The following is a 14,063-nucleotide window of genomic DNA, read 5'->3' as shown; positions in this document are numbered from 1 at the left end:
CAATACCAAAATGAAGGGAGGCACTTTCCGCAGAAAATTGTCCTTTTTTGACCGCTTGTATGACGGTTAATTTGAATTCAGAAGAGTATTTTTGCTTCTTACCTATTACCGCTAACCCATTGATTCCGTTATGATGAAATTGAGCAATCCACCGAGTTAAGGTTTTCTTGGGTAATTGAAAATGTCGTTGAGTGAATAAACGATTTTTATCGTTTTGAAGATAAAACTCGATGACTTGTTGTTTGAATAGTGAGTTATATTTGGTCATAAAAAATCTGCACCTTAATCCGTTGGATGGTTAGTCCAACTTTTGGGGGGCAGATCATCTCGGGTGTGCTTTTTTGATCTTACAAGTGGTTAAAAATCGCTAAAGTTTTGCAAATTTATAAGTAAAAACAATGAGTTTGTTGATCGTAATTTTACTTTATAACGTTTTCTAATATCTTGATGACATTCGCTTGGTATTGGCATATTAAACCGTCTGCTACACCGTTACCATTATGGCAAATTGTGTTGATTAGCTGGGGAATCGCTTTTTTCGAATATTGTCTTGCCGTACCTGCAAATAATTTAAGAGCGCAGCGGCAAATCAAGCCATTTCAGTTAAAGATTCTGCAAGAAGTGATTGCGTTAGTAGTATTTTCGGTTTTTGCGGTGGTATATTTAAATGAAGGGTTTAAATTATCTGCTGAGTTTTATCTGCATTTTAGGGGCGGTTTATTTCGCTTTTCAAAAGTAAATTTAAATAGACAAAAAGGCGAGAGTAATTCTCGCCTTTATATGCTTTAAGTAAGCGGTCAAAATTGCACGACTTTTTGCAAATTAGTTTTCACGTTTGACAATAAAATGCGCTAATTCTTTAAGCTCTGTAGTATCAAACGGCAATTCCTCAAGTGCATTTAATGCAGTTTGGTATAAGTCCTGCGCTTTCTTGTGTGCGCCTTCTAAACCAAGCAGTTTTGGGTAAGTACTTTTATGCAAGTTTTCATCCGAACCTACGGTTTTACCGATTTTATCGGTTTCACCAATTACATCTAAAATATCGTCTTGTACTTGGAAAGCTAATCCGATCGCTTGTGCATAGCGTTCAAGCGGTTGTGTTACCGCTAAATTTTGCGAATGAGCGGATAAATTAAAGCCCATCAATACGGAAGCAACGATCAACGCACCGGTTTTATTACGATGAATTAATTCTAATTCGGCTAAATTGACCGCTTTATCTTCAGCGAGCAAATCAAGGCTTTGCCCTAAACACATTCCTCTAGCACCGGCAGCTTGAGCAAGTGCTTGAATTTGCCGAACTTTTTGAGAATCGGTTAACGATTCGTCTTGGGCGATCAGTTCAAAGGCAAAACTTTGTAATGCATCGCCAGCAAGAATGGCGGTCGCCTCATCAAAAGCGATATGACAAGTTGGTTTACCTCGACGAAGTTTATCGTCATCCATTGCTGGTAAATCATCATGCACTAATGAATAAGCGTGGATTGCTTCCATTGCTGCAGCACTGTGATCAAGCTGTTCAAGTGACACACCGAGCATTCTGCCGGTAGCATAAATCAGGAACGGACGAACACGTTTTCCGCCCAGTAATATGGCGTAAGACATTGCATCAACAAGTGGTGAATTATAAGCCTGATGAGTGTGTAATTTTACACTTAAGAAATCATTAATACGTTGTTGAATAGCGGTAAGATCGGTTGAGAGAGAGTAGCTCATTGTTATTTTTATTCGTAATCGGAAAGTTCGGCTTGTTCGTTTTTATTGAGTAAAATTTGAATGCGTTGTTCCGCTTTTTGTAAGCGCTCTTGTCCTTGCTGTACAAGTTTCACCGCAGTTTCAAATTCATTGAGTGCCTCTTCTAAAGGCAAGTCGCCCGTTTCTAAGTGGCCGACAATTGCTTCTAATTCCTTGAGAGTTGATTCAAAATCTTGAGTGGGTTTCTTAGCCATTTTAATTACCTAATGTAGGGTGATAAATGGCGTAAGTTTATCGCCTCCCTTCTTTATTTGCAAATTCCTTTTACTTTTTGTCTGCTTTTGGGTATGGTGTGAGCCTATTTAAGTAAGTGATCAAATTTACAGGAATTTTTACCAATGAAAGTGACACAACTCAATCTTTACCCGATTAAATCAACGGCAGCTTATCGTGTCGAACAAGCCTTTGTCGAGCCTAAAGGTCTAAACTTCGACCGAGAATTTATGATCACTGAAACCGACGGCAAATTTATGACGGCTCGTAAAGATGCGGAATTATATAATTTATCCGTATTTCCGATTGCGACAGGGATTGTAATTTACCATACAAGCGGTCAAAAATGCGTGGTACTTTACCAAGATTTCCAACGTGTTCAAACCAGCGAAGTATGGGGAACGCATTTTGACTCTTTAGTGGCAACAACCGAAGTGAATCAGTGGTTAAGTGAAATTTTCGGGCGAGCGGTGCAATTACGTTGGTTAGGAGGGAAAAGTCAGCGTGAAGTCGTTGACTTTGCACAACACCCGTTAAGTTTTGCAGATAGCAATCCGGTTTCATTAATGTCGGAAAAATCACTTGAACAAGTAAAGAAATGGTCACCGGTTGAGATTTCGATGGCGCGTTTTCGTCCCAATATTGTGATTGATGGAAATGTTGCGTTTGAAGAAGAACAATGGGAACAAATACAAATCAGTGAGGTCATATTTACGAAGTCTGCATTATGTACACGCTGTGTAATGATTAACCGTGATTTAACTACACTTGAACTCGACCCAAATGTTGAGCCTTTTAGAACACTTAAGCAAATGCATGCCAATGAAAAGGGTAAGCCGGTTTTTGGTATTCATTTAGTGCCTCAAAATAGCGGTGTAATTCGCTTAGGCGATCAAGTCTTAATAAAATCTTAATAATCATTCTATATTATGCGCGCAGCCGATTATCGGTATGCGTTTTATTCTAAATTTAAAAGGAGAAATTATGGAACGACGCCGTTCTGTGTTGTTCCCAATACTGTTTTTTGTTGGGATCAATCTACTTATACTGTCTTTATCTCGCCTCGGGCTCGGCTTGTGGCAAGCTGATCGAGTTTCCGCCGTTGATGGTTGGTTACCGCTTTTCTTACAAGGCATTCGCATTGATATTTCCGCACTTTGTTGGCTATTCGGCGTACCTGCACTATTTACCGTACTTTTCTTAAATAACAATACGTTAGGCAACGTATGGCGTATCATTTTGCGTATCTGGCTCACCGCAGGTTCAGTCTTTATTCTCTTTATGGAAGCGGCGACGCCAAACTTTATTGAAACCTTCGATTTACGTCCAAACCGACTGTTTATCGAATATTTAGTATATCCGAAAGAAGTGTTTACTATGCTGATTAATGGGCATTTGGCTTCGGTAATTATTAGTTTATTATTAGCGGTGGTTTCGTCAGTGGTGTATTGGAAATTGTCCGGCTGGGCAACTAACAATCTTCGTTTCCCGAATTGGAAATTCCGCCCGTTAATCGGCTTATTAGTTGCCGCTTTAGTGTTCGTCGGCGGACGTTCTTCATTAGCGCACCGTGGTATTAACCCGGCAATGGTGGCGTTTTCTAGTGATCCGTTAGTAAATTCACTGGTATTGAGTTCCGGTTATTCAGTGCTTTATGCCGTGCAGCAATTAAAAGATGAAGATAAATCTTCCGAGCAGTATGGCAAAATGTCAGTTGAGGAAATGTTTGCCTTAGTTAAACAAGCTCGAGGCAGAGCGAATTCCGATTATATTTCGGCTGAAATCCCGACTTTGACTTATAACCAAGCGACCTATCAAGGCAAGCCGAAAAATATTGTAATTGTCTTAGAAGAAAGCTTAGGTGCGCAGTTTGTCGGTACGCTTGGTGGTAAACCGCTTACCCCGAATTTTGATCGCTTAGCGCAAGAAGGCTGGTTATTTGAGAATGTATATGCCACTGGAACCCGTTCGGTACGAGGTATTGAAGCAGTCACTACTGGTTTTACTCCGACACCAGCACGTGCGGTGGTAAAATTAACCAAGAGCCAGACTAATTTCTTTAGCATTGCTGAGTTGTTACGCCGTCAAGGCTATGACACTAGCTTTATCTATGGTGGAGAAAAACATTTTGATAATATGGCGAGTTTTTTCTATGGCAACGGCTTTACTCGCATTATTGATGAAAAAGATTATAAAAATCCGAAATTTAAAGCAACTTGGGGTGTGAGTGACGAAGATCTGTTTGATAAAGCGAATGAAACTTTCACTCAGTTACACAAAGAAGGTAAACCGTTTTTCAGCTTAGTGTTTAGCTCAAGTAATCATGATCCATTTGAATTCCCAGACGGCAAAATCGAATTATATGAACAGCCGAAACAAACTCGAAATAATGCGGCAAAATACGCTGATTTTGCGATAGGACATTTCTTTGAGTTAGCCAAAAAATCAGCGTATTGGCAAGATACGATTTTCTTGGTGATTGCTGATCATGATTCTCGAGCGGTGGGAGATCATTTAGTACCGATTCAACATTTCCATATTCCGGCATTGTTTATTGGTGAAGGCATTGAAGCAAAACGTGATAGCCGTTTAGTCAGCCAAATTGATATGCCGGCAACCTTACTTTCACTTGCTGGTGTAAGTGGGGAATATCCAATGCTTGGGTATGATCTCACTAAAGATGTGAATCCGAATCGAGCATTTATGCAATATGATGCAACGCAAGCGATGATGAAAGGTGATGGCTCGGTGGTTGTAATGCGTCCAAATACGCCAATTCAAGGTTTTGTTTACAATAAAGCAGATCACAGTTTGAAAGTGCAAGAACAGCCGGAAGCAATGAAAAAAGAAGCGTTAGCGTATGCGCTGCTCGGCGGCTATTTATATAAAAATCAGCTATATAAATTACCGAAACTGGACAAAGAGTAGTTCTAAGGTTACACAGAATCGCAACAAGCGGTTAAATTTCACAATAAATTTGCAAGTCGTAAATTTTAACTGGAATTTAACCGCTTTTATTTTGCATGACGTGAAAATGTAACAGAAAAATAGGAAAGCTCTTTGAGAGGATATAAGAGGGTGGGGCGTTACCAGCACCCCTCGGCACACAGAAATTTCAACCCAAGCTGCTTTCTTCCGAACCTGACTAAGTAAGCTGAACACCGTTGCGAGAAACCAATAACGCCCCATCGGATGACATATCTTTTATCATGATATGCAAGGTTTTCTATTATAGGTAATTTTTATGCTAAGGCAAGCGATTATTCTTGCCTTACACACAAACGGTCATATTTTGAAAGTTTTTTGCAAATTTTGAACAAATTCAACCGCTTATTTTAAAAGTCATATTAACCAAGCGGTCGAATTTACTTGAAAAATTGCAAATATTCCTGAATCGCTAATCAGGAGCAATCATCGCACAAATTAAAATCGTATTACGTCTGCCGATGCGATCCGATAAACCCGCTACCGGTAGCTGACTGATAACCTCCAATCATAGATGCCATCAGATATAACGATATTCCACCTCATGAAAAATCTAGCTTTAAGAGAAACACCGATACCATGGTAAAAAACGTTTACCAACATACCGCTGATAAAACTTGTCGCTAACGCAAGGGGTGTGGCTAATAAGCGAGGTGCGCTGATTCGTTCTTGAGCGGGGATTTCCAGCTGAGTCATTTTAAATGCACTAAACGAACGGATGTGCCCCAGTATGGCGGTTAGATTTTCGCATAGGGCGGATTTAGCCGCTCGTTTAATAGATATTGAGGTAGATCCTAAATTAGGATACAGGTTTTTCTTCTGTTTCTGATGAGATTTCCGTTAAGTTTTCCACATCAGCCGTCATCAAGGCGTGGCTTTCGTCCATTGCCAAGTTCATAAAGCGTTCATATTGCTTTAATACATCGGCAATCAGCTCATCTTTGGTCATATATTGCACATCATAGCCATTACGTCCGTCAAAGAAATAAGTAATCGGTTCGTAGATCTTACTTTCGCCCATATTCGGTACGTTGCTGTCTCCCACCACTAATTCGGATAATTCACGAGATTGACATTCGATGCCGTATAAGAAGTTACGTAAGTTTTCTTTTACCACTTCAAATTCAATTTTGGGGTTTCGCCCGTCAATAAATCGCATTTGTGCAATTAAGCCGTGACCTTCAAATTCTTCGACTAATTCTTTAAACGCAGGGCGTGCCGTTTTTAATAGGAATTGACGAATATCTTTGCGATTGGTTGGGTTAACGATTTTTTCCAAGCGTTCTTTCCAATTTTCGCCCGTCCAATTGCTGCTGCCCTGGGTAAATTTTTTACTGGAGTATTGATTATCCACCATTAAACCTTTCCATAAACCGAAACATAGCACAATCATAATTGCCATAAACGGTAAGGCGATAATTAAGGTCATCGTTTGTAATGAGCCTAAACCACCGGAATATAACAGCGACAAACCAAGCGCGGCGAGTAATACACCCCAGAATACGCTTTGCCATTTTGGCGAGTTTTCAGCCCCTTGTGAGGCAATGTTATTTAGGACCAAAATACCTGAATCGGCAGAAGTTACAAAGAAAATCGAAATGACAATGACCGTGGCCGTTGAAGCAATCATGCCAAATGGTAATTGATCAAAGAAACCGAATAATAAGGCTTCAGTGCTGTCACTGATAGCAGTTAATACGCCACCTGTTTGTTGATCAATCCAAATTGCGGCACTTCCGAAGCTGGTCATCCATAAAATATTGAAAAGCGAAGGCACAAAAAGCACACCTAAAACAAATTCACGAATAGTGCGTCCTTTAGAAATTTTAGCTATAAACGTCCCAACAAAAGGTGCCCAAGATGCCCACCATGCCCAATACACGACGGTCCAATTATTTAACCAATCCTGTTTTTCAGATTCATAAGCAAAAGTGCGGAAACTAAGCTCTAAAAGTGAACTAAAGTAATAACCTAGGTTTTCTGTAAGTCCTGAAAAGAGTAATAGAGTCGGGCCAGCAACAATAACGAAAACTAATAATAAGCCTGCAATCACTAAGTTGGTTTCACTTAGAATTTTCACGCCTTTGCCCACACCGGAAATCGCCGAGGTTACAGCAAGAGCCATTGCAATAATGACGGTAATGGCTAATACTCCAAAACTGCTGCTATCTAACACACCAAGGAATTTAAAACCTGCATTCACCTGCATGGCACCATAGCCTAAGGTGGTGGTTAAACCAAAGATCGTACTACACAATGCCACGACATCAATTAAATTTCCCCAAAAACCGGCAATGCGGTTTTTCAGTAATGGATAAAAACCTGAACGTACGGTAAGAGGCAATTTATAACGAAAACCGAAATAAGCTAATGCTAATGCAATGACTGCATAAATTGCCCAAGCGTGAATCCCCCAGTGATAGAACGTGGTCATCATCGCTTCTTTCATACGTTCGGATTCACTTAATCCCTCTTGTACAGGTTTTAAGTAATGTGAGAAAGGTTCAGCGACACCGAAGTACATCAAGCCAATCCCCATACCGGCAGCAAACAGCATTGCCATCCAAGACATAAAGGAATATTCGGGTTCGTCTGTATCTGCCCCAAGACGAATACTACCTAGTGAACTGACACATAAAAACATCAAAAACAGGAAGAAAATAGATCCTGCTAGAATGTAGAACCAACTAAAATTGGTAAATACGACTTGCTTTGCTGCATTTAAAGTGGTTTGTGCTTGTTCAGGAAAAGCCGAACAAAAAATCGCTACCAAAGCGACAAAAAACACTGTCGGCACAAAAATCGGGGCTTTTAGTGTGCTTGATGCACGAAGTTCTTGAATGAAACTCATCTTATGCTCCATTTTTAGCTAAAATAAGACCGCACTTTTCTCTATTTCTGAAGTTTAGAATAACGAAAAAGTACGATGTAAAAAGAAATTGATTTATTGATACCCTACAAGATAGGGGATTTTGAAAATTATCCTATTAGAAAAGGATAATATAAGATAGTGAGGATTCACTAAATTGAAATGTAGCATGACTACCAAGTTGAATTGATTTTCATGCTACGGTATAGATGATTTTTTGTCAAGGAAAAACTTAAATTATATTTATTCCAGACTATTTTAATATGAGGCTATCAACAAAAAAACTCAAGATTTTTTATTGATTACAAGATATTTTACACAAAATCCTGCATTAAATCTTCCACAACATCTTTGACAGAACGAATCGATTTAATATAAGTAATGCCGTTACCTACCGAAATATAGCCTTTCTCAAAATCGCCAAGTAACATACCTTGACGCATTCCGTAGCCACCGGTTTGTGCTTCGGCGAGTTCATCACGAGTTGCCCCGTTTTTGTCCATTTCCACTAATTTGTGTGCCAATTGGGTCGGTAGCGAGCGGTAATAAGCCGGTTGGGTGCGGAATAACAATAAGTCTTGAGCAGTGCTATCGACGACGAGTTGCTTAACGCTTTCATGCATACGATTTTCTTCGGTTGCTAACAACACGGAGCCGACAAACACGCCTTCCGCACCGAGTGCAAAGCTAGCCCGCACGCCACGTACATCAGCAATACCGCCTGCCGCCATCACCGGAATACTTACTGCATCGACCATTTGAGGCACGATAGAGAATGTTCCGATCACTTGGTTCGGTACCGTACCGCCTTCATCAAAACCGGTTGCGACGAAAATATCTGCGCCGATTTCTTCCGCATAGCGTGCGTTTTCTACTGTCGGCGTATGCGGACGGAAAATGGTTTTTGTGCCTGCCGCTTTAAATTTTTTCATCATCGGCTTGTAATTATAGCCATCAATACCGTTGATTAACGCAACTGGCACTTGTTCTTCAATCAATAAATCCACTAACAAATCAATCGTACTGAAATCGTAGGATAAAATTACCGGCGCACCGAATGGCTTATCGGTTAATGCTTTGGTTTTACGAATTTCTTCACGGAAAGTGCGGAGTAAATCTTCGGTGGTTTTCGTTGCTTTCAGCAAGCCGGCATTCGGGCCTAAAATCCCCAAACCTCCGGCATTGCTTACAGCAGCAACAAATTTTGCGTCCGTCAGCCAGCTCATTGGACCTTGCACAAGGGGGAATTTAATCCCAAGAATATCAGTAATACGGTTAAAAGCGGTCATTTTTTGTCCTTTTTTACGCCTAGCACGGCAAGCCGTACTAGGCTACGCATAGTTCAGCCCCTTTAGGACTGTAGTTGATCATTTGGTTAAAGATGTGCTTATTATATTCTTGCAAAATTGATTGAGAAGTATCTAAAATAAGAATAAGTTTTCCAAAAATGAGAAACAAGTATGGACTTAAATAATCTTCGTCTCTTCGTTGCGGTTTATCAAGCAGAGAGCTTTTCTAAAGCGGCGGAACAACTTGCAATGCCAGTTGCGACACTTAGTCGCCGTATTGCGGAATTTGAAAAATCGCTTTCCACCCAACTTTTCGACCGCTACAAAACAGGGGTGAAACCGACCGCACTTGGTCTGCAACTGTATGAAAAGGTTTATTTGAGCCTAGACAATTTAACGCAAGCGACACAAGATTTTATTGGTGAACAGCAGAAATTGAGCGGCTATCTGCGTATTTCCACTGTTTCCGCTTGTGAGCCGATTTGGGCAGCAATTGCTGAATTTCAAGCGGAATATCCGCAGGTGAAAGTACATTGTCAGGCGACCGATCGCCTGTTGGATTTGGTAGAAGATGGCATTGATATCGCATTTCGAATGGGCGATTTGCATACGGAAAATGTTATTGCTCGCAAAATGATGGATTTAAACGCTGTGTTGGTGGCTCACCCTGAGTTTCTTGCTCGACACGGCATACCGAAAACGCCGCAAGATTTGACCGTACTACCATTTGCCTGCTGGGCAAGAGCAGGGCAGAAAAGCGCAACATTACAATTGGGCGAACAAGCGGTCAAAATTGAACCGATTTTTACCTCTAATGACGTGTACGCTATAGCCTACCAAGCTAAAGTCGCACGTGCCATCAGCCAATTACCGGACTATATGGCACAAGAACTTACCGAGAAATTCGGCTTAGTCGAACTGATGTCCGACTATCCGACACCAACCTATTCCATCCACGCCATCTATCCTGCCCACCGCCATCCCTCAGCAATTGTAAAAACCTTTTTAGGGTTTTGTGAGAGGTTTTTAACAGAAAGATAAGATTACGATAACTATTTCTTCTCTCTCCCATTTATGGCAGAGAGACAGCAGAAGGATTTATCCAGAACTCATAGGAAGAGAGGAAAAATATTCTCCTTCTCCTATATGTATTCGCTCTTTCAAAAGCTAGTGGCAAACGTAGATTTTCTGTTTATCGGGTACAGTAGATTTTTAATGTTTTTCAATTTTTCCTTTGAAAAAATGTTAAGTTGTCCTTAAAGTAGTTTCCAAAGAATAGAAAACGGGCGAATTATGCAGCGGAAAATCATTCAATCCTTAGAAAAATGGAAGCAAAAAAACAACCACAAGCCTTTGATTATCCAAGTGGCAAGACAGGTGGGGAAAACGTGGGCGATGAAGCATTTTGGCGGGCAGGCATTTGAACAGGTCGCTTATATCAATTTTGATAACAACCCACGAATGAAAACGCTGTTTTCGGGCGATTACGACATCAACCGCCTGATTCTCGGTTTGAAAATTGAAAGCGATGTGGATATTCAGGCTGACAATACGCTGATTATTTTTGATGAAGTGCAAGACGTGCCGTAGATATTATCTTCACTCAAATATTTTTATGAAAACACACCGCATCGCTGCTCGGCGTGTCGTTGCACCGTCAGGTTTCGTTTCCTGTGGGCAAGGTGGATTTTCTGCCGCTTTACCCGATGGATTTTCACGAATTTTTGACCGCACTGGGTAAAAAAGATTTGGTGCAATTGCTGGAGCTCAAAGATTGGTCGCTGATTTCGGCAATGAAAAGCAGCTATATTGAGTTGTTCAGCCAATATTATTTTGTTTGTCGGCGGTATGCCTGAAGCTGTGCAAACCTTTATTGATACGCAAAATTTGAACGAAGCCCGCCAAGTGCAACGCAATTTACTGATGGCGTATGAGCAGGATTTTTCTAAACATATCTGTGATGGGCAAACGGTGCCAAAAGCGCGGTCGATTTGGGCATCCATTCCGGAACAGCTTGCTCAATCCAAACGGTGCTTTCAATTTAATTTCCCATCACTTTTTTAATATCATCAAACACTTGTTTCGATTCTGGGGCAATGGTCGCCCCCATAAAAACGTGAAACGCCTTTTCAAAAATGTGCAAATGACAAACCGTGCCGGCATCTTGGGCTTTTTGGGCAAAAGGCGGTGATTTTTTATCACAATTCATCACAAACCCTCTTAATTTAAAATATTCAGGCCGTCTGAAAACAGCAAGCGGGGCGATTCTGCAAAACTTTTGCGAAATCCCACCGCTTGTTATTCTTCAAAACTGCGTTTTAGCAGTTGCAAAATGCCTTCTATTTTGGCGGACTGGACGCGGTGGGCGGTGACGGCGTAGAGGTTGTAGGAGGGCATTTCAATCTCAGGCAATACGATGGCAAGTTCTCGGTTATTGATGAATTTTTCGACCTCTTTTGAGAGTAACAGTGTCAGCCCAAAGCCGGCAATCGCAAGGCTTCGGCTGGCGATAATGCTCGAACAGGAAACGGGATTTTCCAGCGGCATATCGCCCAGCCCCAAGAAAGCAAAGGTGTTGCGGAAAATGGTGTCGTGATAGTTGATCCAAGTGCGAGAGCGTAAATCGGCAACGGTGTGGATTGGCTTTTCGGCGAGATAATCGGGGCTGGCACAAATGCACAACCGCCATTGGGTCAAATAACGCGCCACCAACGAGCTATTGGGGTCTGGCTCGGCGGCACGAATGGCGATGTCGATTTGCTCGCTCATTAAATCCGCGATTTCATCGTTGGGAATGAGTTGGAGCTGAATGTATGGATACTGTACCTTAACCGTTGAGATAAATTTTTTTACAGCCACGCTGTCTAAAAAGCCCGTTGGCAGGCTGATACGCACCTTACCGACAAATGCCGTCTGTAATTCGGCAAGGGCGGTTTGTCAGCGTTTGGCTGATTTGCCTTGCCCCCTGCCACAAAATTTGCCCTGCGGCGGTGGGGCTGATTTGTCGGGTGGTGCGGTTGAGCAATTTCATTTGATAGTGCTGTTCAAGGTTGCGAATATGCTGGCTGACCGCCGAACTGCTCATTCCTAATTCTCTCGCCACCGCGGACATATTCCCCGTTTCTAATACTCGGCTCAAAATGAGCATTGCTTTGATGGTATCCATTTTATTATCAAGTTTTACTTAAAAGTGTTGTAAGAAAATAGCCTATTTTAAAGAAAAATAAAAGGGATATAATGCCACTCGTTTTCAACAACATTCATTTTTAAGAGGAAATGCTTATGCCACACATTAACGTAAAATGTTATCCCAAAAACCTGTCTGAAACCGAATTTAAAACCTTTGTTGATGAGTTAAACGCACTGGCGCAAAAGCATTTGAAAGCAACGGACGATGTGGTTTCCATTCAATACACGGAAATTGAACCCGAAAATTGGAGCGAGGTTTACCATAATGAAATCAAACCGAATTTGGCTAAATTAGCCAAAAAACCAAACTACGAAATGTAAGGAGAATCAAATGATTGCAGTTTATGCAACGGCGGTGGTAAAAGCCGATAAAATCGCCGAATTTCAAGCGGTGGTCAAACCGTTGATTGAAATGTCGTTAAAAGATTCAGGCTGCGTCAGCTATCAATGCGGCACGGTGCAAGGTGAAGAAAACAGCTACGCTTTCGTGGAGCGGTGGCAATCAATGGCAGATTTACAAAGCCATATGCAGCAACCTCATTTTATTCAGGCAGGCGAAAAATTGGCGGATTTATTGGCAAAACCGCTGGATATTCGCGTGGTGGATTTATTCGCTTAAATTTTTTCGGAGCAAAAATGAACACGGCACACTACAAAAATCAAATGAAATTATTTGAACAAGCCATCAATACGGCGGATTTGGCATTAGCGGAACAACTGATTGCCGAAGACGCACAATTTACTACTCCCGTTTCATCTGACATTTTGGTGGGGGCAAAGGGGTATTTATCTGTCGTCCATTTTATGCGTCAAGGTTTCCCTGATGTGCAATGGCATTTGCAAGAAATGGTGGCGGAAGGCAATACGGTGGCGGTTCGCTGGCATTGTACGGGGACGCACCTCGGCGAATTTATGGGCGTGCCAGCAACGGGCAATCCACTCTCAATGAACGTAATGAATTTTTATCGCTTTAACGAGCAGGGCAAAATCATTGACGATATTGCCGCAGAGGGAATGGTGGCGGTTCTCCGCACCCTCAAACTGTTACCCTAACGGCGGAGCTTAAAGCAGAAAATGCGAACAATCCAGCAACTGACGGTGTTAAACCGCCTTGTCGAACATTATGGTGAACAGCACTGGTGGGAAGATCCGAATTGGTTGCGTGATTGCATTTCAATGATTTTAATTCAGCAATCTACTCAAGCCAATGTGGAAAAAGCCCTTGGAAATCTGAACGCTTGCTGGCGGTTGGAAATCCTCGCCGAAATGCCGTTGGACGACTTGCAACAAAAAATCCGCCCGAGCGGTTTTTACAAACAAAAAGCGAATTACATCAAAAATGTGGTGGCGTTTTTGCAAACCCACGGGGGCGAGCCAGCTTGCTTTGCCGAGATCCCCACCGCCGAACTTCGCCGAAAATTATTGGCAATCAAAGGCGTGGGGGCAGAAACCGCCGATGTGATGCTACTTTACCTTTTCGGACGAAAAATGTTTATCGGCGACAACTACGCCATACGCCTGTTCAACCGGCTCGGCTTAGGCAACTTCAAAAATTACGCCGACATTCAGCAAGCCCTGCAACCCCTCACCGAATACGCCACCCTCAAACAATGTAAAGAATGGCACGCCTGCATTGACCTCCACGGCAAACATTTCCGCCAAAATCCCCAGTTAGATGAGCTGTTTTTGTTAGATTGAAAATTAAGCAAGAGAAAAGATCTGCCCCTGCTTGCGGGGGAAGTGGCACGCCAGTGCCGTAAGGG

The 14,063-nt window shown here is 41.9% G+C and carries 15 protein-coding genes, 1 other RNA gene and 3 pseudogenes; 9 read left to right on the top strand and 10 right to left on the bottom strand.

Features of this window, described 5'->3' with window-relative positions; translation table 11 throughout:
- Positions 1 to 268: helix-turn-helix domain-containing protein (locus tag C228_RS0102570; RefSeq protein ID WP_018651146.1), on the bottom strand; the 268-nt coding region annotated here is incomplete at its 3' end.
- Between the two features lie 130 nt (positions 269 to 398).
- Here C228_RS0102570 and C228_RS13225 point away from each other — a divergent pair.
- Positions 399 to 739, top strand: a pseudogene (locus tag C228_RS13225) (DMT family protein).
- Positions 740 to 822: 83 nt separating this feature from the next.
- On the opposite strand, the gene ispA reads toward C228_RS13225, so the two are convergent.
- Entirely contained in the window at positions 823 to 1,716 is an 894-nt protein-coding gene (gene ispA, locus C228_RS0102560) for a (2E,6E)-farnesyl diphosphate synthase (protein WP_018651145.1), read from the bottom strand.
- 8 nt (positions 1,717 to 1,724) lie between these two features.
- On the bottom strand, positions 1,725 to 1,949 hold the full coding sequence (gene xseB / locus C228_RS0102555; RefSeq protein WP_018651144.1) for an exodeoxyribonuclease VII small subunit: 225 nt from the start codon (positions 1,947 to 1,949) through the stop codon (positions 1,725 to 1,727).
- A 144-nt stretch (positions 1,950 to 2,093) separates the two neighbouring features.
- Here xseB and C228_RS0102550 point away from each other — a divergent pair, with 144 nt between their 5' ends.
- Positions 2,094 to 2,882 (top strand): MOSC domain-containing protein, encoded by a 789-nt coding sequence (locus C228_RS0102550; RefSeq protein WP_018651143.1) that lies wholly within the window; start codon positions 2,094 to 2,096, stop codon positions 2,880 to 2,882.
- Positions 2,883 to 2,919: 37 nt separating this feature from the next.
- Positions 2,920 to 4,896: an LTA synthase family protein gene (locus tag C228_RS0102545; protein ID WP_026313157.1), complete on the top strand. Its 1,977-nt coding sequence runs from the start codon at positions 2,920 to 2,922 to the stop codon at positions 4,894 to 4,896.
- A gap of 155 nt (positions 4,897 to 5,051) precedes the next feature.
- Here C228_RS0102545 and ffs read toward each other — a convergent pair.
- From ffs to C228_RS0102530, 4 genes and pseudogenes are all read right to left on the bottom strand, one after another.
- Positions 5,052 to 5,149, bottom strand: an RNA gene (gene ffs / locus C228_RS14010) — signal recognition particle sRNA small type.
- Positions 5,150 to 5,316: 167 nt separating this feature from the next.
- Positions 5,317 to 5,655 (bottom strand): annotated as a pseudogene (locus C228_RS14290) (MFS transporter); the annotation flags it as partial.
- A 97-nt stretch (positions 5,656 to 5,752) separates the two neighbouring features.
- Positions 5,753 to 7,804 (bottom strand): BCCT family transporter, encoded by a 2,052-nt coding sequence (locus C228_RS0102535; RefSeq protein ID WP_018651140.1) that lies wholly within the window; start codon positions 7,802 to 7,804, stop codon positions 5,753 to 5,755.
- A gap of 332 nt (positions 7,805 to 8,136) precedes the next feature.
- Positions 8,137 to 9,111 carry an NAD(P)H-dependent flavin oxidoreductase gene (locus tag C228_RS0102530; protein WP_018651139.1) on the bottom strand — a complete coding sequence of 325 codons (975 nt, stop codon included), beginning with the start codon at positions 9,109 to 9,111 and terminating at the stop codon, positions 8,137 to 8,139.
- A 171-nt stretch (positions 9,112 to 9,282) separates the two neighbouring features.
- Here C228_RS0102530 and C228_RS0102525 point away from each other — a divergent pair, with 171 nt between their 5' ends.
- Together C228_RS0102525 and C228_RS13220 are read left to right on the top strand one after the other, a co-directional pair.
- On the top strand, positions 9,283 to 10,152 hold the full coding sequence (locus C228_RS0102525; RefSeq protein ID WP_018651138.1) for a LysR family transcriptional regulator: 870 nt from the start codon (positions 9,283 to 9,285) through the stop codon (positions 10,150 to 10,152).
- A 252-nt stretch (positions 10,153 to 10,404) separates the two neighbouring features.
- Positions 10,405 to 11,157, top strand: a pseudogene (locus C228_RS13220) (ATP-binding protein); the annotation flags it as partial.
- On the opposite strand, the gene C228_RS14285 reads toward C228_RS13220, so the two are convergent.
- The 3 genes from C228_RS14285 to C228_RS14000 all read right to left on the bottom strand — a co-directional run bounded on the left by C228_RS14285 (position 11,153) and on the right by C228_RS14000 (position 12,277).
- Complete coding sequence (locus C228_RS14285; protein WP_018651137.1) at positions 11,153 to 11,320, bottom strand: hypothetical protein; 168 nt, start codon at positions 11,318 to 11,320, stop codon at positions 11,153 to 11,155. The pseudogene C228_RS13220 and the gene C228_RS14285 overlap by 5 nt on opposite strands.
- A gap of 89 nt (positions 11,321 to 11,409) precedes the next feature.
- Complete coding sequence (locus C228_RS0102505; protein ID WP_081618459.1) at positions 11,410 to 12,006, bottom strand: LysR substrate-binding domain-containing protein; 597 nt, start codon at positions 12,004 to 12,006, stop codon at positions 11,410 to 11,412.
- A 1-nt stretch (position 12,007) separates the two neighbouring features.
- Positions 12,008 to 12,277, bottom strand: coding sequence for a LysR family transcriptional regulator (locus C228_RS14000; RefSeq protein WP_081618458.1), 270 nt, complete (start codon positions 12,275 to 12,277; stop codon positions 12,008 to 12,010).
- A 116-nt stretch (positions 12,278 to 12,393) separates the two neighbouring features.
- Between C228_RS14000 and pptA the strand changes: the two genes are divergently transcribed.
- Genes pptA through C228_RS0102485 form a run of 4 tightly spaced genes read left to right on the top strand, consistent with a single transcriptional unit; the run spans position 12,394 to position 13,998 of the window.
- Positions 12,394 to 12,621, top strand: coding sequence for a tautomerase PptA (pptA, locus tag C228_RS0102500; RefSeq protein ID WP_018651136.1), 228 nt, complete (start codon positions 12,394 to 12,396; stop codon positions 12,619 to 12,621).
- Positions 12,622 to 12,631: 10 nt separating this feature from the next.
- Positions 12,632 to 12,919, top strand: a complete 288-nt coding sequence (locus tag C228_RS0102495) for a putative quinol monooxygenase (RefSeq protein WP_018651135.1) — start codon at positions 12,632 to 12,634, stop codon at positions 12,917 to 12,919.
- A 17-nt stretch (positions 12,920 to 12,936) separates the two neighbouring features.
- The gene (locus C228_RS0102490) at positions 12,937 to 13,353 is read left to right on the top strand and encodes an ester cyclase (protein ID WP_018651134.1); all 417 of its coding nucleotides are present in this window, start codon (positions 12,937 to 12,939) and stop codon (positions 13,351 to 13,353) included.
- A 21-nt stretch (positions 13,354 to 13,374) separates the two neighbouring features.
- A complete protein-coding gene (locus C228_RS0102485) occupies positions 13,375 to 13,998 on the top strand; it encodes an endonuclease III domain-containing protein (RefSeq protein ID WP_018651133.1) in 624 nt (207 codons plus the stop codon).
- The last annotated feature ends 65 nt before the right edge of the window (positions 13,999 to 14,063 follow it).

It is taken from the genome of Actinobacillus capsulatus DSM 19761 (assembly GCF_000374285.1).
GTDB lineage: Bacteria > Pseudomonadota > Gammaproteobacteria > Enterobacterales > Pasteurellaceae > Actinobacillus > Actinobacillus capsulatus.
This window is presented reverse-complemented; position numbering and strand designations above follow the sequence as displayed.